Source organism: Rhodospirillaceae bacterium, from assembly GCA_018662005.1.
GTDB lineage: Bacteria > Pseudomonadota > Alphaproteobacteria > Rhodospirillales > JABHCV01 > JACNJU01.
On the sequence record JABJHA010000010.1, the window covers coordinates 107,775 to 124,888 of the forward strand.

Genomic DNA, 17,114 nt, shown 5'->3' on the forward strand with positions numbered 1-17,114 from the left:
TTTCTAATATAATGAAATTCTAATGTATGTAAAGTGTAAAAATATTTTCAGGCAAAAAAAAGCCGGACCTAAAAAGGTCCGGCGAGTTTAACAGGGAGGTTTCGCGTCGGGGGGGACGCAAGGGGCCACATGGGTGGTCCCTTTTTTCGGGCGTTGCGCCCAAAACTCTGTGTAATGCTGCACTGCAACATTGCATAATGGAAATATAGGGGGGGATTTTCGGGTCCGCCATGAACATTTTGGCATCCCAGCCATGCAAAATTCACATGGCTTATAAAAACCAGTTTAAAATCAATAAATTAGACGAATTTACTGATCAATATTAAAGCTGAAATTTCATGATTTATTGTGCATAAGGCCATCTTCGGCGATTCGACGGATCAGATAATCACGAAAAACGGCGATTCGTTTCATGTTTTTGAGTTCTTCAGGATAGACGAAGTAAGCGTCAATATGGTGGCCTTTCATTTCAGGCAGAACCTCGACCAGTTGCGATGATTCCCGCTGCATATAATCGGGCAGGGCGCCAATACCCAGGCCCCCCTCGACGGCCCGGAAGATGCCGTAGATGGAATTTACCCGCAGGGCCGCAGGGCGCGGCTTCTGATTAATTTTCAGACCCACTTCAAGCAGCCAGTTTACTTTTTCAATGGGCGGGTTGGCATCCTCGCCATAGACGATCAGTTTATGCCGGTCCAGATCTGCTACGTCTTTGGGGATACCGTGACGCTTCAGGTAATCGGGACTGGCGAAATTTTTAAACGGCATGTTCATCAGGTGGCGCTGGATCAAGTCGCCCTGGGTCGGTGGCGCCATGCGGATGGCGACGTCGGCTTCCCGCATGGAAAGATCAAGGTCGACATCCGAAAGCACCAGCGAGACCTCGATACCGGGATAAAGTTTCAGGAATTCAGCCATCCGGGAGGTCAGCCAAACCGAACCAAAAGCGACGGTGGTGGTAATTTTCAAGGACCCTTCGGGACTGTGCTTGGTGTCGCTGATCCGTTGTTCGACGAGTGACAGTTTGTTAAAGACATCATGGGCTTCGCGGTACAAAAGTTCGCCTTGTTCCGTCAGGATCAAGCCGCGGGCGTGGCGATGAAACAGGGAAACATTGAGGCTTTCCTCCAGGCCGCTGATTTGTCTACTGACCGCCGATTGGGACAGGTTCAGGGCATCACCCGCATGGGTGAAACTGCCTGCTTCGGCAACGGCGTGAAAGACGCGAAGTTTATCCCAATCCATAACGACTTTAAGTCTCCTGTTCGGCGAGAAACTTTTCAACTTCAAGGGCGGCCATGCAACCGGTGCCGGCGGCGGTGACGGCCTGGCGGTAAATTTTGTCCTGCACGTCTCCTGCGGCATAAACCCCGGGGACGTTTGTCTTGGTGGTGCCCGGGGTTGTCAGAATGTAGTTTTCATCATCCATGTCGACCTGGCTTTTAAACAGCCCGGTGTTGGGAGTATGGCCAATGGCGACGAAGACACCGTCCAGATCAAGTTCGGAAAAGTCACCGGTTTTAACGTTTTTGACCTTCACACCGGTTACCCCCGGCGGGCTGTCCTGTCCAAGAACTTCTTCAAGAACGCTATCCCACAGAATTTCGATCTTCGGATTGGCCATGGCCCGCTCTTGCAGGATTTTTTCCGAGCGAAGCTCATCACGGCGGTGGATCAGGGTCACCTTCGAGGCATGATTGGTCAGATAGATGGCTTCTTCTACAGCCGTGTTGCCGCCGCCGATAACGCAGACTTCCTTTTCGCGAAAGAAAAATCCGTCACAGGTGGCGCAAGCCGATACGCCCATCCCCATGTACTTTTCTTCCGACGGCAAACCAAGCCAGCGGGCCTGCGCGCCGGTACAGATAATAAGCGTGTCGCCGGTATAAACCGTTCCGGAATCGCCGGTCAGGGTGAACGGACGGCTGGATAAATCGGCCTCGACAATAATGTCATCAAACATTTCGCAGCCCACGTTTTCGGCCTGGGCCTGCATGGCGATCATCAGATCGGGGCCCTGCACGGCTTCAGCAAAGCCCGGATAGTTTTCAACCTCGGTGGTGATGGTCAATTGTCCGCCCGGTTGCAGGCCTTTGACAAGGATAGGCTGCAAGCTGGCGCGGGCGGCGTAAATGGCGGCGCTATAACCGGCCGGGCCGGAACCCAGAATAAGGGCTTTGGAGTGGTGACGATCAGACATGGTGTGGAAACTTCCGATGTGAATTAAATGATTCCCCTAAAATAGAAAGGGATTGATGGAGACGCCAGTGTTCTTTGACTTTACCGGCGTCCATTGTAATATAATTACCCAAATTGGAGGGTGCCCTGAACAACAAAGAACCCAAAAAGGTCAAACTTGACCAGATTGACCAGCGAATCTTACATGATTTGCAGGCCGATGGCCGCATTACCAACGTCAAATTGGCCGAAAACGCCGGTATTTCAGCACCACCCTGCCTGCGCCGGGTGCGCGCCCTTGAAGACGACGGTTTCATCCTGGGCTATCACGCTGAAATTGATCCGACCCGCCTCGACTTCAAGGAAATGTTCTTCGCCCTGGTCGGGCTTTCCTCGCAGGCACAGTCCGTCCTGCAAGGATTCGAAGAACAGGTCGCGGCCTGGCCGGAAGTCCGCGAATGTCACATGATCAGGGGCGGTGGTGACTTTCTGCTTAAGATCGTCGCCCGCGACAAAGAACAGCGAGACGCCTTGACCATGAAATTGACGGCGGCTGATAACGTCATCAAGGTAACGACCCTGGAAACCATTCGCACCTCCAAGCATCAACCGGGCGTACCAATCGATATTTTCCGTGCTGGTTCGTGAAAGACAAGTGGCCGACACTGCCAAACGGGTCAGTAGATTGGGCAAGCGTCTTCCAGCATCCTGAAAACGGCCTGATGGCCAATATCGAGCGCGCCGACAGCACCGAAAAACTTCAGGCCTGTATGCACGTCATCGTCAGCGCCCTGTTTTCACGCGACAGCGACGCGGATGTCAGGCGCTCGTTTCTGGCTTCCATCGACGAGTTGTTTACCCGGGGCAGTAAAAAACTGGTGTCCCAAAAGGCCAAGATCAATCTACTGCTCAGTCGTATCATGTATGACCGGGAAGAGCGTGCCCACCTGTACGCCCAGCAACAGGCGAACAAAAAAGACGACAAACCCGAACAACGCCTGAAAGAAGACGATCCCTTGCAGGTACTAAAAGAGATTTAGTCTGTTACTTATAATCGACCTTGATGATTTCATAGAACTTGGAACCGCCGGGGCTGACAACTTCGATGCTGTCGCCCAGGGATTTGCCGATCAGGGCGCGGGCCAGGGGGGCTGTTACCGACAGGCGGCCACTGTTGACGTCGGCCTCGTGGGTGCCGACGATCTGATAGGTGGACTCGGCGTCGGTTTCCTCGTCGGCCAGTTCAATGGTGGCGCCAAAGCGCACGACATCGCCGGACAGCGCCCCAGGGTCGATGATTTCGGCAAGCGAGATAATCGATTTCAGTTCAGCCAGGCGGCCCTCGACAAAGCTCTGGCGTTCGCGGGCCGCGTGATATTCGGCATTTTCGGAAAGATCACCATGTTCGCGGGCGCTGGCAATGGCCCGGATGATCGCCGGGCGTTCTTCTTCCAGCAGGCGGCGTTGCTCTTCTTCCAGTCTGACAACACCTTCTTTGGTCATCGGTAACTTATCCATGGCCTTAAACTTTCTTCACTGCGAACAAAAAATTTATCCCGCGCCCTCCACCTTTTAAGAGGCCGCGCTAACAATCATCAAAATGAGAATTAGAACGAAGGGCTAAAATAGGACTGTAACGGCGCAACTTCAAGTCCGCCGTCACTTAACGCTTCGATCCCGCCAACTGCCGCTGCCGCCCCGGCCATGGTTGTGTAGTAGGGAATGTTATTGGTCAGGGTCGAGCGACGGATCGTATAGCTATCCTCGATAGCCTGCGCCCCTTCGGTGGTGTTAAGGACAAGCTGCACCTCACCTGAGAGGATCGCATCGACACAGTGGGGGCGTCCTTCGAGCACTTTATTGACGTGCTTAACATCCAGCCCCTGTTCGCTCAGGTAAGTGCTTGTGCCGCCGGTTGCCAGCAAGGTGAAGCCCTTTGCCGCCAGACGCCGGGCCAGTTCGGCGGCGGCAGGCTTGTCTTTGTCCTTGACGGAAATAAAGACCGTACCCGCCTCCGGCACGTGCATGCCGGCACCCAGTTGCGATTTGGCGAAGGCCCGGCCGAAGTCCGTATCCAGGCCCATCACTTCGCCGGTTGATTTCATTTCCGGCCCTAAAATAATATCGACGCCGGGGAAGCGCTGGAACGGGAACACCGCTTCCTTGACCGCCACATGGGCCCGCTTCGGGTTTTCCTGGATGTCGAAGTCGGCGAGCTTCTCACCGGCCATCACCCGGGCCGCGATTTTGGCTATGGGGATGCCGGTCGCCTTGGCGACGAACGGCACGGTGCGGCTGGCCCGCGGGTTGACTTCCAGAATATAAATATCCTCGCCCTGGATCGCGAATTGCACGTTCATCAGGCCGACGACCTTCAGGGCCAGCGCCAGGGATGTGGTCTGAACCTTGATTTCGGCAATCATCGCCTCGGACAGGGAATAGGGCGGCAGCGAGCACGCACTGTCGCCTGAATGGATGCCCGCTTCCTCGATATGCTGCATGATACCGGCCACATAAACCTGGGCGCCGTCGCTTAGGGCGTCGACATCAATCTCGATGGCGTCCTGCAGGTAGCTGTCGAGCAGTACCGGGCTGTCGCCGGAAACTTTCACCGCCGTCGTCATATAGCGATGCAGGGACTGGTGATCGTGGACGATTTCCATGGCCCGCCCGCCCAGCACGTAGGAAGGCCTGACAACCAGCGGGAAGCCGATTTTGTCTGCAACGGCGACGGATTCTTCGACCGAGCGGGTAATGCCGTTAGCCGGTTGCTTGAGCTTCAGGTCGTGGAGCAGGGCCTGGAAGCGTTCCCGGTCTTCGGCCAGGTCGATGGCGTCGGGCGAGGTCCCCAGGATCGGGATATCGGCGGCTTCCAGCGCTTCGGCCAGCTTCAGTGGCGTTTGCCCGCCAAGCTGCACAATGACACCCAGAAGCGTGCCGTTTGATTGTTCGACCCGGATAAGCTCGATCACGTCCTCGGCCGTCAGGGGCTCAAAATAGAGCCTGTCAGAGGTATCGTAGTCGGTGGAGACGGTCTCCGGGTTGCAGTTGACCATAATCGCCTCGTGACCGGCTTCCTTGGTCGAATAGGCGGCGTGGACGCAACAGTAGTCGAATTCGATGCCCTGGCCGATCCGGTTGGGGCCACCACCCAGAATAACCACCTTCTTGCGCGCCGACGGGTCGGCTTCGCATTGCGGCGGGTTGACCCCGTCGCCTTCGTAAGTGGAATACATGTAGGGGGTTTTGGCCGGGAATTCGCCGCCGCAGGTATCGACCCGCTTGTAAACCGGGTGGACGTTAAGTGTGCCGCGAATGCGGGCGATGTCGCGGCCCTTGCAGCCGATCAACTCAGCCAGACGGTCGTCGGAAAAGCCCATCTTTTTAAGCTTAAGCAGGCTCGGCGCGTCCTTGGGCAGGCCGTCCTGTTTGATCTGCTCCTCGGTGGCGACGATGTGCTCGATCTGCCCTAAGAACCAGGGATCGTATTTGGACGCGGCCTGGACTTCGGCAAGGCTCAACCCATGGCGGAAGGCCTGGGCGATAACCAGCAAGCGCTCCGGGCTGGGAATTGTCAGGGCCAGCTTGACGGCGTTTTTGTCGCCACCTTCAGCGCCTTCAATGACCACTTCATTGAGGCCGGTCAGGTCTGTTTCCATGGAACGCAGGCCCTTTTGCAGGGACTCGGCAAAGGTCCGGCCAATGGACATGGCCTCGCCGACCGATTTCATGGCGGTGGTCAAAAGCGCATCGGTGCCGGGGAACTTCTCGAAGGTGAAGCGCGGGATTTTAGTGACCACATAATCGATGGTCGGCTCGAAACTGGCTGGTGTCACCCCGGTGATGTCGTTCATCAGCTCATCAAGGGTGTAACCGATGGCCAGTTTGGCGGCGACCTTGGCGATCGGGAAGCCCGTCGCCTTCGAGGCAAGCGCCGATGAGCGCGACACACGCGGGTTCATTTCAATAACGATCAGCCGCCCGTCTTCGGGATTAACCGCGAACTGCACGTTCGATCCACCTGTATCGACGCCAATCTCGCGCAACACCGCGATCGAGGCGTTGCGCATGATCTGGTATTCTTTGTCTGTCAACGTCAGGGCCGGGGCGACGGTGATGCTGTCGCCGGTATGCACACCCATGGGATCGACGTTTTCGATGGAGCAAATGATGATGACGTTGTCGGCGTGGTCGCGGACAACCTCCATTTCGTATTCTTTCCAGCCCAGCACCGATTCCTCGACCAGTACCTCGGTCACCGGCGAGGCGTCCAGCCCGCCTGCGACAATGTCTTCAAACTCGGCCTTGTTGTAGGCGATACCGCCACCGATGCCACCCATGGTGAAGGACGGCCGGATGATCATCGGCAGGCCAATATCATTCATCGCCTCGCGGGCCTGATCCATGTTTGCGACGACCTGGCTTCTCGGGCAGTCGAGGCCGATTTTCTCCATGGCGTCGCGGAACTGCTGGCGGTCTTCGGCCTTGGCGATGACGGCGGAGTTGGCGCCGATCAGCTCGACGTTATGTTGCTCAAGGATTCCGGCGGCCTCCAGATCCATGGCGGCGTTCAGGGCCGTCTGCCCACCCATGGTCGGCAGGATCGCGTCGGGCTTCTCCTTGGCGATGATTTTCTCCAGCATATCGACGGTAATCGGCTCGATATAGGTGGCGTCGGCCATCGCCGGGTCGGTCATGATTGTCGCCGGGTTGGAATTCACGAGGATTACCCGAAAGCCCTCTTCCTTAAGCGCCTTGCAAGCCTGCGCCCCGGAATAATCAAACTCACACGCCTGGCCAATAACAATAGGGCCAGCGCCGATGATCATGATGGAATTTATGTCGGTTCTTTTGGGCATTAACCGTTTTCCCCCATCATCTCGACAAACCGCTCGAACAGATAGTGGCTGTCTTGCGGGCCGGGGGAGGCTTCGGGGTGGTATTGGACGGAGAAGGCCTTTTTGCCTTCGATGCGGAGGCCTTCGAGGGTGCCATCGAATAATGACGTGTGGGTTTCGATGACGCCTTCGGGCAAACTGTCCCGCTCGACCACGAAACCGTGGTTCTGGCTGGTTATTTCGACCTTGCCGGTTTTCAGGTCCTTGACCGGGTGGTTGGCGCCGCGGTGGCCCATGTGCATCTTTGTCGTGCTCGCACCCATGGCCAGCGCTATCATCTGGTGGCCCAGGCAAATTCCGAACAGCGGCATGTCCGCATCCATGATCGCCTTGATCATCGGCACCGCGTACTCACCGGTGGCCGCCGGGTCGCCGGGACCGTTGGCCAGGAAGACGCCGTCCGGCTTGTGACCGAGAATTTCTTCGGCCGTGGTGTTACCGGGAACCACGGTGACCTTGCAGCCGGCAGCGGCCAGACACCGTAAGATGTTCTTCTTGGCCCCGAAATCGACGGCGACGACATGGTATTGGGGTGCACCTTGCGTCGCGTAACCGCTTTCGATGGCCCACGCCGCCTGATCCCATGAGGTGGTCTGGGTGCAACTGACTTCCTTTGCCAGGTCCATGCCTTTCAGGCCGGGCCAGGCCAAGGCCATGGCTTGCAGGGCCTTGATGTCGATGTCCTCGTCCGCACCCGGCAAGTGAATCAGGGTTCCGCGCGGCGCGCCGTTATCGCGGATGTGACGGGTCAGCCTGCGGGTGTCGATGCCGGTCACGCAAACCAGCTGGTGTTTCTTCAGCCAGCCGTCAAGATGCCCCGCCGCCCGCCAGTTGGCCGGTTCGGTGATGTCGGCGCGCAGGATGCAGCCGCGCACTGCCGGGGTGTCGGTTTCCACATCCTCGTCATTGACGCCGACGTTGCCGATGTGGGGGAAGGTAAAGGTGACGATCTGGCCCGCGTAAGACGGATCGGTGAGGATTTCCTGATAGCCGGTCAGCGAGGTGTTGAAGCAAATCTCGGCAATGGCGACACCTTCGGCGCCGGCCCCCCGGCCCCAGAAAACCTGGCCGTCCTCAAGAACAACAGCGGCGTTGACGCCCGGCGGCCGAGCGTCATGGAGCGGCTGCGCTGTGGAATCGGCCTCAGACATGGGGTCAGCTATCCTTTTGATTAGAGTTGGAAGTGTTTAAGCAATACGCCTCGCAACGTCAAGTGCTCCGGTCGCGGCAAAAAAGTTTGTTTGTTTTCAATGACTTAAAATATATCAAGGAGTTGCCTTTTTGGCCCGGTTTCTATAACGTCAGCGCTCCCGAACATTGCAGGAAGATTCTAGTATGCTGCGCACGCGCATAAGCGACGCCTTGAAGACGGCGATGAAGTCCAAACAGACCCATACCGTCTCGACCGTCCGCCTGATTATGGCCGCCCTCAAAGATCGCGACATTGCCGCCCGCTCGAAAGGTAATTCTGAGGGCATCAGCGAGGACGAAATCCTTTCCATGCTGCAATCGATGATTAAACAACGCCGCGAAAGCGTTGAAATGTATGAAAAAGGCGGGCGTACCGAATTGGCGGAACAGGAAGCCAGTGAAATCGAGATCATCCAGACCTTCCTGCCCGAACAAATGGATGACGCCGCCCTAAGCGCCGCCGTCTCCGAGATCGTTAAAGAGGCGGAGGCGACGTCGCTTAAAGACATGGGTAAGGTGATGGGGCTCCTTAAGGAACGCTACGCCGGTGAGATGGACTTCTCGAAAGCCAGCGCCCAGGTCAAAAACCAGCTTGCTTAAATAATTTTATACCCGCTTCTGTGGATTAATCTCTGCATAAGTTGGTGGATAGTTTCGCTATCTAGGCAATTGGATAGAGACGCCAATCGGTTTAAAATCGCCCGCTCTGTTCACTAGTGTCCTGCCCTGAAGATTCATCTCCTGAATATTCAGGATAAGCAAGCCACTAATTTATTGATATCGTGTGATTCAGATTTTGAAATTCGGCGCAATAAAAGCGCCGAATTTCAAAATCATCACACTATCTATCCGGGATCACCCGACCATGGCTTTTTCGCCGCAGTTTCTTGATGAGTTGCGCCATCGCACCGGCCTTGCCGATCTGGTCGGCAAAAGGGTGCGCCTGAGCCAAAAGGGTAACGAGCATCAGGGCCTGTGCCCCTTCCATAAGGAAAAGACACCGTCCTTCACCTTAAACGAGGAAAAGGGCTTCTATCACTGCTTCGGCTGTGGCGCCCACGGCAGCGCCATCGACTTTGTCATGAACATGGACGGCCTGACATTTCCCGAAGCCGTCGAGCGGCTGGCAGGGGACGCCGGTATGGAAGTCCCCGTTGATAGCCCCGAGGAGCGTGAAAACGCCAAAAAGCGGCAGACGTTATATGATGTGGTCGAGGCGGCGGCGGCCTATTTCGAGCAGCAACTGCGGATGCCGGGGGGCCGGACGGCGCTGGATTACCTGAAAAACCGGGCCCTTGATGACGCGACAATCGCCAAATTCCGCTTAGGCTTCGCCCCCGATGGACGTGGAGCCCTGAAAACGGCGCTCAGGCGCTTGAACATGACCGATGAGCAGATGATCGCCGCCGGGTTACTTATTCAGCCCGAAGACGAAGGCCGCGATGCTTATGACCGGTTCCGCAACCGGGTTATTTTCCCGATCACCGACAAGCGCGGCCGGGTCATTGCCTTCGGTGGCCGGATTATGGCCGGGGATGATGATAACAAGGTCCTGCCGTCTCCCGGAACGGGGGGCGAAAGCAGGCCCGCAAAAAGACATATCGCCAAGTATCTGAATTCACCGGAAACTCCGCTTTTTCATAAAGGAAATGTTCTCTACAATCTGGCCCTGGCCGCAAAGACCGCTCGCCAGCAGGGCACGGTGATCGTCACCGAAGGCTACATGGATGTTATCGCCCTGGCCCAGGCCGGCTTCGAGCACGCCGTCGCACCCCTGGGGACGGCTCTGACCGAACAACAGATCACCGAATTGTGGAAACTGGTGCGCGAGCCAGTGATGTGTTTCGATGGTGATAATGCCGGTGTTCGCGCCCAAGGGCGGGCCGCCGAGAGGGCCTTAGCCCTGCTCAAGCCCGGTTACGCCCTGCGTTTCGCCACCCTGCCCCAGGGCGAGGACCCGGACAGCCTGATCGCCAATCAGGGCCGCGAGGCCATGGCCGAGCTTATTGAAAAGGCCGAACCGTTATCGGAAGTGTTGTGGAAGATTGAAACCGGCGGCCGCTTGCCCAAAACCCCCGAACAGCGCGCCGCCCTGCAAAAGGCGCTGGAAGATCACGCCCGGCGCATCGCCGACCCGACTGTTCGGGGCCATTTTTCAAAAGATTTTCGGGACCGGGTGTGGGCCGCTTCGGGCAGCAGCAAGAAGGCTGGCCAAAGGGTTAAAACCACGGCCCCGACCATGGGAATTGGCGCAGGTGCTGCGACAAGCGCCAAAATTGACGCCCATACCTTGCGTGAAAGGATTTTACTGGCCACTGTTTTGGGCCATCCGGGGCTCTATGACGCGGTTGGCGAGCGCCTTGGCGGGGTGTCATTTTCGGCTCCCGGCCTTGACAATCTACGTCAGGAAGTTCTAAAGACCTTGGCCGGGGAACCGGACCTTGACTCTGAGGGAGTGAAACGCCACCTCAAAGAGAATGGGTATTCGGAAATTCTGGATTTTGTTTTAATAACCAAGGTTTTTGAGCATGCATTTTATGCCAAGCCGAAAACGGATATTGAAACGGCTCTGGAAGGCTGGGAAGAAACATACGCTCTTTATAGAAACACAGATCTGGGAATCGAAATTCAACAGGAGCGCGATCGCCTGAAAGATGATATGTCTTCTGAAAATTTCAATCGGTTCAATTCGTTATCCGAACAGAAGCTGGAAGCCGCAAAGGGCATTGAAGAAAATCAGACAGGACGCACCAAGAATTAAAGTTTGAACGTAAATCGTTTTGATGGCGCTGTTGGTTTAAAAAGCGGCGACAGTCTGGACAGGGGTTGTTGACCCCTTGAAGCAATGAATTAAGAAGGTATAGATGGCGACCAAATCAACCGCCACAGCGGAAAAAACCACCGGGCAGGAAGAAAGCACAGACGGTCCACTTCTGGATACGCTGGGCGCTGCCGTCAAGAAAATGCTGGCCAAGGGCAAAGAGCGCGGTTTCGTCACCTATGACGAACTTAATGCAGCGTTGCCCCCTGAACAGGTATCATCCGAGCAAATCGAAGACACCATGACCCAACTTTCGGAGATGGGCATCAATGTTGTCGAAAGCGAAGACAGCGAGGAAGCGACCAAGGACGGACCGGCGGAAGCAGAAACGGAAAAAACCAGCGGTAATGTGGACGAGAGCGATCTTGGCCGCACCGATGATCCGGTGCGCATGTACTTGCGCGAAATGGGTTCTGTCGAGCTGCTGTCGCGCGAAGGTGAAATCGCCATCGCCAAGCGCATCGAGGCCGGTCGTGAAATGATGATCGGTGGTATTTGTGAAAATCCGCTGACCATCCGCGCCATCGTCGAATGGCACGACGCCCTGCTTGATGAAAAGATGTTGTTGCGCGATATCATCGATCTTGACGCCACCCATGGCGGCGGCCCGGGCCAACCGGCCAAAAACCCCGCTATCATCGAAAATAGGGAAGGCGCTGCGGAAACGTCGAAGGAAGAGGGCGCCGAAGAAAGCAAACCCGCCAACGACGACGAAGCCAAAAAGGAAGACGGTGAAAAAAAAGAAGCTGAGAAACCCGAAGCTGAAAAAACCGATGCCGAAAAGGCCGACGAGGAAGACGCCGAAGAAGAGGTCAACCTGTCGCTAGCCGCCCTCGAGGCAAAGTTGATGCCGGAAGTTATCGAGAACTTTGAAATCATCGCCAAGACCTATAAAAAATTACATCGTCTGCAGCTGCAGCGCATGGAAGCGTTTTCCACCGGCGATACCATCAAACCTGCCCAGGAAAAGCGATACGGCAAACTGCGCCATGAGCTGGTCGTGCTGATGGACGCCGTTCACCTGAACAACGCCCGTATCGAGCAACTGGTTGAACATCTTTACGGGCTCAACCGTCAGCTGCTCGGTTTTGAAGGTAAACTCCTGCGCATGGCGACCACATCGAAGGTCAAGCGCGAAGATTTCCTTGAGCACTATCATGGCCACGAACTGGATCCGCGCTGGCTGAAAAAAGTTGAAAAATTGCCGGGCAAGGCGTGGGAACGCTTCGTCAACCGGTTCGGCGGCGAGGTCAAGGACATCCGTAAAGAGATCGGCGAAATTTCCAATGAGGCAGGCCTGCCCGTTGGCGAATTCCGCCGCATTGTCGCGGTCGTCCAGAAAGGCGAGCGCGAAGCGGCCAAGGCCAAGAAGGAAATGATTGAAGCCAACCTGCGGCTGGTCATTTCCATCGCCAAGAAATACACCAACCGCGGCCTGCAGTTCCTGGATCTGATTCAGGAAGGCAACATCGGCTTGATGAAGGCGGTCGATAAATTTGAATATCGTCGCGGTTACAAGTTCTCCACCTACGCGACCTGGTGGATCAGGCAGGCGATTACCCGTTCCATCGCCGATCAGGCCCGGACCATCCGCATCCCCGTCCACATGATCGAAACCATCAACAAGCTGGTTCGTACCTCGCGCCAGATGTTGCATGAAATCGGTCGCGAGCCGACGCCCGAAGAACTGGCCGTCAAGCTTTCCATGCCTTTGGAAAAAGTTCGTAAGGTTCTTAAGATCGCCAAGGAACCGATTTCCCTTGAAACCCCGATTGGTGATGAGGAAGACTCACACCTTGGTGATTTCATCGAAGATAAAAATGCCGTCCAGCCGCTTGACGCCGCCATTCAGGCCAACCTGCGCGAAACCACCACAAGGGTTCTGGCATCGCTTACCGCCCGTGAAGAACGGGTGCTGCGTATGCGCTTTGGCATCGGCATGAACACGGATCACACCCTGGAAGAAGTCGGACAGCAGTTCTCGGTCACCCGCGAGCGAATACGTCAGATCGAAGCCAAGGCGTTGCGCAAGCTCAAACATCCCAGCCGCTCGCGCAAACTCAGAAGCTTCCTTGATTATTAAAGGAACGGACGAAAAAATAGTTTAGAAAGGGCCGGGAAATAAAGACCCGGCCTTTTTCATTTTCCCCGCCGCCGCCGACAGGCGGGGTATACGGTGGGCCTGTAGCTCAACTGGTTAGAGCCGGCCGCTCATAACGGTCTGGTTGCAGGTTCGAGTCCTGCCGGGCCCACCACTTTTTTCCATACGAACCCACCACCAGACCATACATAGCTTCAAATCCCGCAGTTCCGGGGACTTTGGGGATGTCTCTGCTAAACGGAGACGGCCCCTGAGAGAGGAAATCGCCGATTTTTGCGAAAAGTCTCTGTAGTGCAGCTTTAACCGCCAGACCATGAAGTTTGTCAGGGTGAATTTAGGTAAGATTTTCTAGCAATTTGGCCTGTTTCTGCCAATCGAGAGGCAGAGAAGAGAGGCGTTTGAGGCGATAAGCCGTTAACGTTTCCGTCTGCCTGCCGTCGAGAATGTCTTCAACTATCTTCGGAGCCAAGAAGGCCAGAGGAAGGCTCCGGGTGATTTCGTTTTCATTCACTGAGTCTAGCTTGGATATTTCCCGGACAGATGAAACTTTTCCCGTGGCCAGAAGGCTAAACCAATGACGCGCCTGTGCGATAAGGCGGCAGAGATTGCGGTCCAGGAAAACACCGCTAGCGTCGGGACCTTCAATAATCAATTTGCGTTCAATGCCGCGACGTCGCAATCGGATAGGAATCGCAATGGTTATTGGAATTTTGTTTGTTGGTACCAAAAGGCCTAAGGTTTTTGAAAATTCAACTTTATCCAGGGTTATGGAAACCCTGTCTCGAGTTAGATCAATGCGTTGAATAATGGCCTGAAGAATGTGACGTCGCACATCGGGCGCACCAAAATTGATCTCGTCGGGTAGGCTGGTTGCCATGTTCTCCAGTTTGTCGATGTCGGCGGCGCCGTGATTATGGAGCTCAAAGACATCGATTAGGCGTGATTGGTCTTGCAGGAGCTCACAGATTGGCTCTGTGACGGCGTCTTCCAATGTCTTGGCGGGCAAACGCCAGCCATCATTGTCGCTGCCTGCGCTATACATCATGTGCCTGGAAACGTAATAGCAATAGCGCTTTTCCTGTTTATGGGCTTGATGTTGGTAAAGCAGCTGCCCGGCTTCATCGAAGACTTTACCTGTCAGCAGAAAGGGCCCCCTGGTATTGGTCGAGTGAATTCTGTTTGAGGCATTTCTTGCAAACATGCTTTGGACAACATTCCAGGTTTTCTGATCGATAATGGCCTTGTGTTGGCCGGGGTAGGTTTCACCCTTGTGCGGGATTAAACCAACGTAAAGTGGGTTGGACAGAAGCTGGTAGAGGTTCCCACGTGAGAACGGCTTGCCGCCGGTCTGTTTGTCGTTCTTTTGAGTGCGGCGCTTGGTGATGATGCCCAGGCGATCGGCTTCTTCTTTCACCCGGTGCACCGTGCCGAGGTTCACATACATTTGGAAGAGCCTGCGAACGGTTTTGGCTTCCGTTTTGTTGATGACCAGCTTGCGATCCTCGACGTCATAGCCCAGGGGCAACGGCCCACCCATCCAGATCCCCTTCTTTTTGGAGGCGGCGATCTTGTCGCGGATACGCTCTGCCGTGACTTCCCGTTCAAACTGTGCAAATGACAGCAACACGTTCAGCGTTAGTCGCCCCATGGATGAGGTGGTGTTGAACTGTTGTGTGACGGAGACGAACGACACACCCTTGCCATCGAGCAGTTCCACGATCTTGACGAAGTCCGCCAGCGATCGGGTGAGGCGATCGACCTTATAGACAACTATGATATCCACCTTTCCTTGCTCAATGGCTTCTAGAAGTTCTTCCAATGCGGGGCGCTTCATCGCTCCGCCGGAAAAACCTCCATCGTCAAATTTCGCGCTCATGAGTTTCCAGCCTTCATGACGCTGACTTTTGATGAAGGCCTCGCAGGCTTCCCGTTGGGCGTGGAGGGAATTGAAGTCCTGTTCCAGTCCTTCTTCGGTGGATTTGCGGGTGTAAACGGCGCAGCGTTTCATGGCGATTGTACTCCGAAGAACCGTGGACCGGACCAACAGGTCCCAGTGATAATCCGCGCGACGTGAGAAAGGGACTTATACGTTTCGCCCTGATACTGAACGCCTCCATCGATGATATCCACCACATGAGTGCGTCCCCGCCACTCCCTGACAAACCTCGTACCCGCGGCCGGTTGGGTAAGTTTGGTTGCGTGAGGTTTCGTGGAAGTAGGGTCAGATGACGCATCAACATATCGCATCAGGTCACGAATCGCCTGATCCTTAAGCCCGTTATGTTCCTTGACCTGTTCGTTATAGGCGCAGGCCATGTGGAGGAGTCGCCCACTTAGCCCCTTGGGCGGCGGTTCGCCATAGAAATCCGTCCAGGCTTCAATCAGGTCTTTGCGTGGGGGTGTCTTTCCCGGTTTTGCCATAGCCTCACCCCTTCATCGCTTTGTAGAATGAGCCACGGGTGCGATGAGCATCACGTTTGATGCTGACGCCCTTTTTGCGCAACCCCGTCAGGGCGGCGCGGATGCTGTGCGGTTGCCAGCCGGTCGCATCCTGCAGTTGTTCGATGGATGCGCCGGATTTGCGGCTGATAAGTTTGGCGACGGTTTGGATTTTGGTGGTCATATAAACCTCCTCGTTAATGCGTCTGCCCGATGCAGGCGCTGCCACCACCCAGGCCCGGCGAGGCTGAGGGCCTGGGCCGGGCTGGCGGCGATAAGGAGGTCAATAAATGCGTCGCAGCACAACTACAGTACCGCTCTGTTGGCAGCAGAAGTCCAGTCGATTTATGATGGAATAATGATGTTGATCCATAGTGCCGGACTCGAGCACAAATTAGTGCCGTCGACGGCCAGGGCGCCGTCCGCCATTGAGTTGCCGCTCTTTCCAGCCAATACCTCTGCGGGTGCCACTCCAGTCGAGAAACTGGGTCATGCTGTCCACTTGGTCGTCATTGCGTCCGTTAGGAAAGGCCAATAGCTCTTGCTTTAATGCAGAGAGCCAATCCGCATCTTTCGGCAGCAGAAAGTTTCCGGTTTCGAGTTTGGCTGTCTGGGCCTCGAGACGGGTTTGCTTGTCTACGGTTGGCTGATATCCGATCAAGCGTCCCCTGCGTTCATTCCGAAAATCGTGAATCAGGGGAGTTAACAGTGAGATGCCCAATCAGCCAATCCATAATATTCAGCCAAGATCCCTTCCCCCAATCACAAATGGCTAATGCTTTCCGAAAGAATACAAGAACTTTACTGACATAATTTGCTACTCAATACCACCATATGTTTGTGACAAATACGGACACACATATAGATTAATTATTTTGGGAAGGAATATGTTTAAGGATTCATCCTGGAATAGCCACTGATGCACAGTTGGAATTCAAGATCCTTGGGGACATTGTAGTAACCAGACGATTGATGGCAAGCTTCCCATCGGAAGTGTTATAGAAAACCCCATTATCCAAGGGTCATTGTTTGTTGCTATATTTTTATTGTATGGAAAACTGTTCTTGTTTTTAAATTGTATGAGCTGTTTTTGCCCCACCTCTCCCAACCATTTTTTCTTAGTTCGCACGCCGGACAAGCGTTGCAACCAAACCCCCACTCATGACTATCTGAATGATTTCCCTGATAGCAACTGTGGGTTAGATGGAGGATGAGGTCTACAAGATTTGAGTTCCCAAGAGCGTATGCCAGCTCCCAAGTATTTGCCTTATCACGCCACATTAACGGCGTGTGTATTGCTAGTCTGGTTTCCATTCCAAGGTTGAGCGCAACTTGAATTGCCTTAACAGTGTCATCACGACAATCGGGGTATACCCCGACTCATTGAAAAAGCGAAAAGGACTTGCAAAGTTCGTTTGGAAGGATTCTTGTTGTCGGCATGATTCGCGCAGGATTTTTAACCACGATGGAACGGGCAGAGCTAACC

At 55.0% G+C, this 17,114-nt stretch carries 14 protein-coding genes, 1 tRNA gene and 1 pseudogene; 6 read left to right on the top strand and 10 right to left on the bottom strand.

Translation table 11 applies throughout. From position 1 onward, the window contains the following. Positions 1 to 336: 336 nt before the first annotated feature. Both HOL66_06010 and trxB read right to left on the bottom strand, forming a co-directional pair. The gene (locus HOL66_06010) at positions 337 to 1,245 is read right to left on the bottom strand and encodes a LysR family transcriptional regulator (protein MBT5243779.1); all 909 of its coding nucleotides are present in this window, start codon (positions 1,243 to 1,245) and stop codon (positions 337 to 339) included. A gap of 7 nt (positions 1,246 to 1,252) precedes the next feature. Further along, the gene (gene trxB / locus HOL66_06015) at positions 1,253 to 2,200 is read right to left on the bottom strand and encodes a thioredoxin-disulfide reductase (GenBank protein ID MBT5243780.1); all 948 of its coding nucleotides are present in this window, start codon (positions 2,198 to 2,200) and stop codon (positions 1,253 to 1,255) included. Positions 2,201 to 2,325: 125 nt separating this feature from the next. On the opposite strand from trxB, the gene HOL66_06020 reads away from it, so the two are divergent. Further along, positions 2,326 to 2,826 (top strand): Lrp/AsnC family transcriptional regulator, encoded by a 501-nt coding sequence (locus HOL66_06020; GenBank protein ID MBT5243781.1) that lies wholly within the window; start codon positions 2,326 to 2,328, stop codon positions 2,824 to 2,826. Further along, positions 2,823 to 3,218, top strand: a complete 396-nt coding sequence (locus HOL66_06025; GenBank protein MBT5243782.1) for a hypothetical protein — start codon at positions 2,823 to 2,825, stop codon at positions 3,216 to 3,218. Before HOL66_06020 ends, HOL66_06025 begins: the two co-directional genes overlap by 4 nt. A 4-nt stretch (positions 3,219 to 3,222) precedes the next feature. Here HOL66_06025 and greA read toward each other — a convergent pair whose 3' ends face one another. From greA to carA, 3 genes are all read right to left on the bottom strand, one after another. Next, a complete protein-coding gene (gene greA / locus HOL66_06030) occupies positions 3,223 to 3,696 on the bottom strand; it encodes a transcription elongation factor GreA (protein MBT5243783.1) in 474 nt (157 codons plus the stop codon). An 89-nt stretch (positions 3,697 to 3,785) separates the two neighbouring features. Continuing rightward, complete coding sequence (carB, locus tag HOL66_06035) at positions 3,786 to 7,037, bottom strand: carbamoyl-phosphate synthase large subunit (protein ID MBT5243784.1); 3,252 nt, start codon at positions 7,035 to 7,037, stop codon at positions 3,786 to 3,788. Next, positions 7,037 to 8,227 carry a glutamine-hydrolyzing carbamoyl-phosphate synthase small subunit gene (gene carA / locus HOL66_06040; protein ID MBT5243785.1) on the bottom strand — a complete coding sequence of 397 codons (1,191 nt, stop codon included), beginning with the start codon at positions 8,225 to 8,227 and terminating at the stop codon, positions 7,037 to 7,039. The genes carB and carA overlap by 1 nt, the downstream gene beginning before the upstream one ends. Before the next feature lie 184 nt (positions 8,228 to 8,411). On the opposite strand from carA, the gene HOL66_06045 reads away from it, so the two are divergent. From HOL66_06045 to HOL66_06060, 4 genes are all read left to right on the top strand, one after another. Further along, on the top strand, positions 8,412 to 8,867 hold the full coding sequence (locus HOL66_06045) for a GatB/YqeY domain-containing protein (GenBank protein MBT5243786.1): 456 nt from the start codon (positions 8,412 to 8,414) through the stop codon (positions 8,865 to 8,867). A 265-nt stretch (positions 8,868 to 9,132) separates the two neighbouring features. Then, complete coding sequence (locus HOL66_06050; GenBank protein MBT5243787.1) at positions 9,133 to 11,028, top strand: DNA primase; 1,896 nt, start codon at positions 9,133 to 9,135, stop codon at positions 11,026 to 11,028. 103 nt (positions 11,029 to 11,131) lie between these two features. Then, a complete protein-coding gene (gene rpoD / locus HOL66_06055; protein MBT5243788.1) occupies positions 11,132 to 13,171 on the top strand; it encodes an RNA polymerase sigma factor RpoD in 2,040 nt (679 codons plus the stop codon). Positions 13,172 to 13,266: 95 nt separating this feature from the next. Further along, positions 13,267 to 13,343: transfer RNA gene (locus HOL66_06060), tRNA-Ile, on the top strand. Between the two features lie 180 nt (positions 13,344 to 13,523). Here HOL66_06060 and HOL66_06065 read toward each other — a convergent pair. The 5 genes and pseudogenes from HOL66_06065 to HOL66_06085 all read right to left on the bottom strand — a co-directional run bounded on the left by HOL66_06065 (position 13,524) and on the right by HOL66_06085 (position 16,999). After that, positions 13,524 to 15,197 (bottom strand): recombinase family protein, encoded by a 1,674-nt coding sequence (locus HOL66_06065; GenBank protein MBT5243789.1) that lies wholly within the window; start codon positions 15,195 to 15,197, stop codon positions 13,524 to 13,526. Further along, positions 15,194 to 15,610, bottom strand: coding sequence for a DUF2924 domain-containing protein (locus tag HOL66_06070; GenBank protein MBT5243790.1), 417 nt, complete (start codon positions 15,608 to 15,610; stop codon positions 15,194 to 15,196). The genes HOL66_06065 and HOL66_06070 overlap by 4 nt, the downstream gene beginning before the upstream one ends. Before the next feature lie 4 nt (positions 15,611 to 15,614). Continuing rightward, positions 15,615 to 15,812, bottom strand: a complete 198-nt coding sequence (locus HOL66_06075; GenBank protein ID MBT5243791.1) for a DUF3489 domain-containing protein — start codon at positions 15,810 to 15,812, stop codon at positions 15,615 to 15,617. Positions 15,813 to 16,022: 210 nt separating this feature from the next. After that, the gene (gene terL / locus HOL66_06080; GenBank protein MBT5243792.1) at positions 16,023 to 16,349 is read right to left on the bottom strand and encodes a phage terminase large subunit; all 327 of its coding nucleotides are present in this window, start codon (positions 16,347 to 16,349) and stop codon (positions 16,023 to 16,025) included. 314 nt (positions 16,350 to 16,663) lie between these two features. Continuing rightward, positions 16,664 to 16,999 (bottom strand): annotated as a pseudogene (locus tag HOL66_06085) (hypothetical protein). Positions 17,000 to 17,114 lie beyond the last annotated feature (115 nt).

Bases quoted from the DNA above. Each gene is read 5' to 3' on its own strand.
- HOL66_06010 (MBT5243779.1), bottom strand. From the start codon at position 1,245: ATGGATTGGGATAAACTTCGCGTCTTTCACGCCGTTGCCGAAGCAGGC.
- trxB (MBT5243780.1), bottom strand. From the start codon at position 2,200: ATGTCTGATCGTCACCACTCCAAAGCCCTTATTCTGGGTTCCGGCCCG.
- greA (MBT5243783.1), bottom strand. From the start codon at position 3,696: ATGGATAAGTTACCGATGACCAAAGAAGGTGTTGTCAGACTGGAAGAA.
- carB (MBT5243784.1), bottom strand. From the start codon at position 7,037: ATGCCCAAAAGAACCGACATAAATTCCATCATGATCATCGGCGCTGGC.
- carA (MBT5243785.1), bottom strand. From the start codon at position 8,227: ATGTCTGAGGCCGATTCCACAGCGCAGCCGCTCCATGACGCTCGGCCG.
- HOL66_06045 (MBT5243786.1), top strand. From the start codon at position 8,412: ATGCTGCGCACGCGCATAAGCGACGCCTTGAAGACGGCGATGAAGTCC.
- HOL66_06050 (MBT5243787.1), top strand. From the start codon at position 9,133: ATGGCTTTTTCGCCGCAGTTTCTTGATGAGTTGCGCCATCGCACCGGC.
- rpoD (MBT5243788.1), top strand. From the start codon at position 11,132: ATGGCGACCAAATCAACCGCCACAGCGGAAAAAACCACCGGGCAGGAA.
- HOL66_06065 (MBT5243789.1), bottom strand. From the start codon at position 15,197: ATGAAACGCTGCGCCGTTTACACCCGCAAATCCACCGAAGAAGGACTG.
- HOL66_06070 (MBT5243790.1), bottom strand. From the start codon at position 15,610: ATGGCAAAACCGGGAAAGACACCCCCACGCAAAGACCTGATTGAAGCC.
- HOL66_06075 (MBT5243791.1), bottom strand. From the start codon at position 15,812: ATGACCACCAAAATCCAAACCGTCGCCAAACTTATCAGCCGCAAATCC.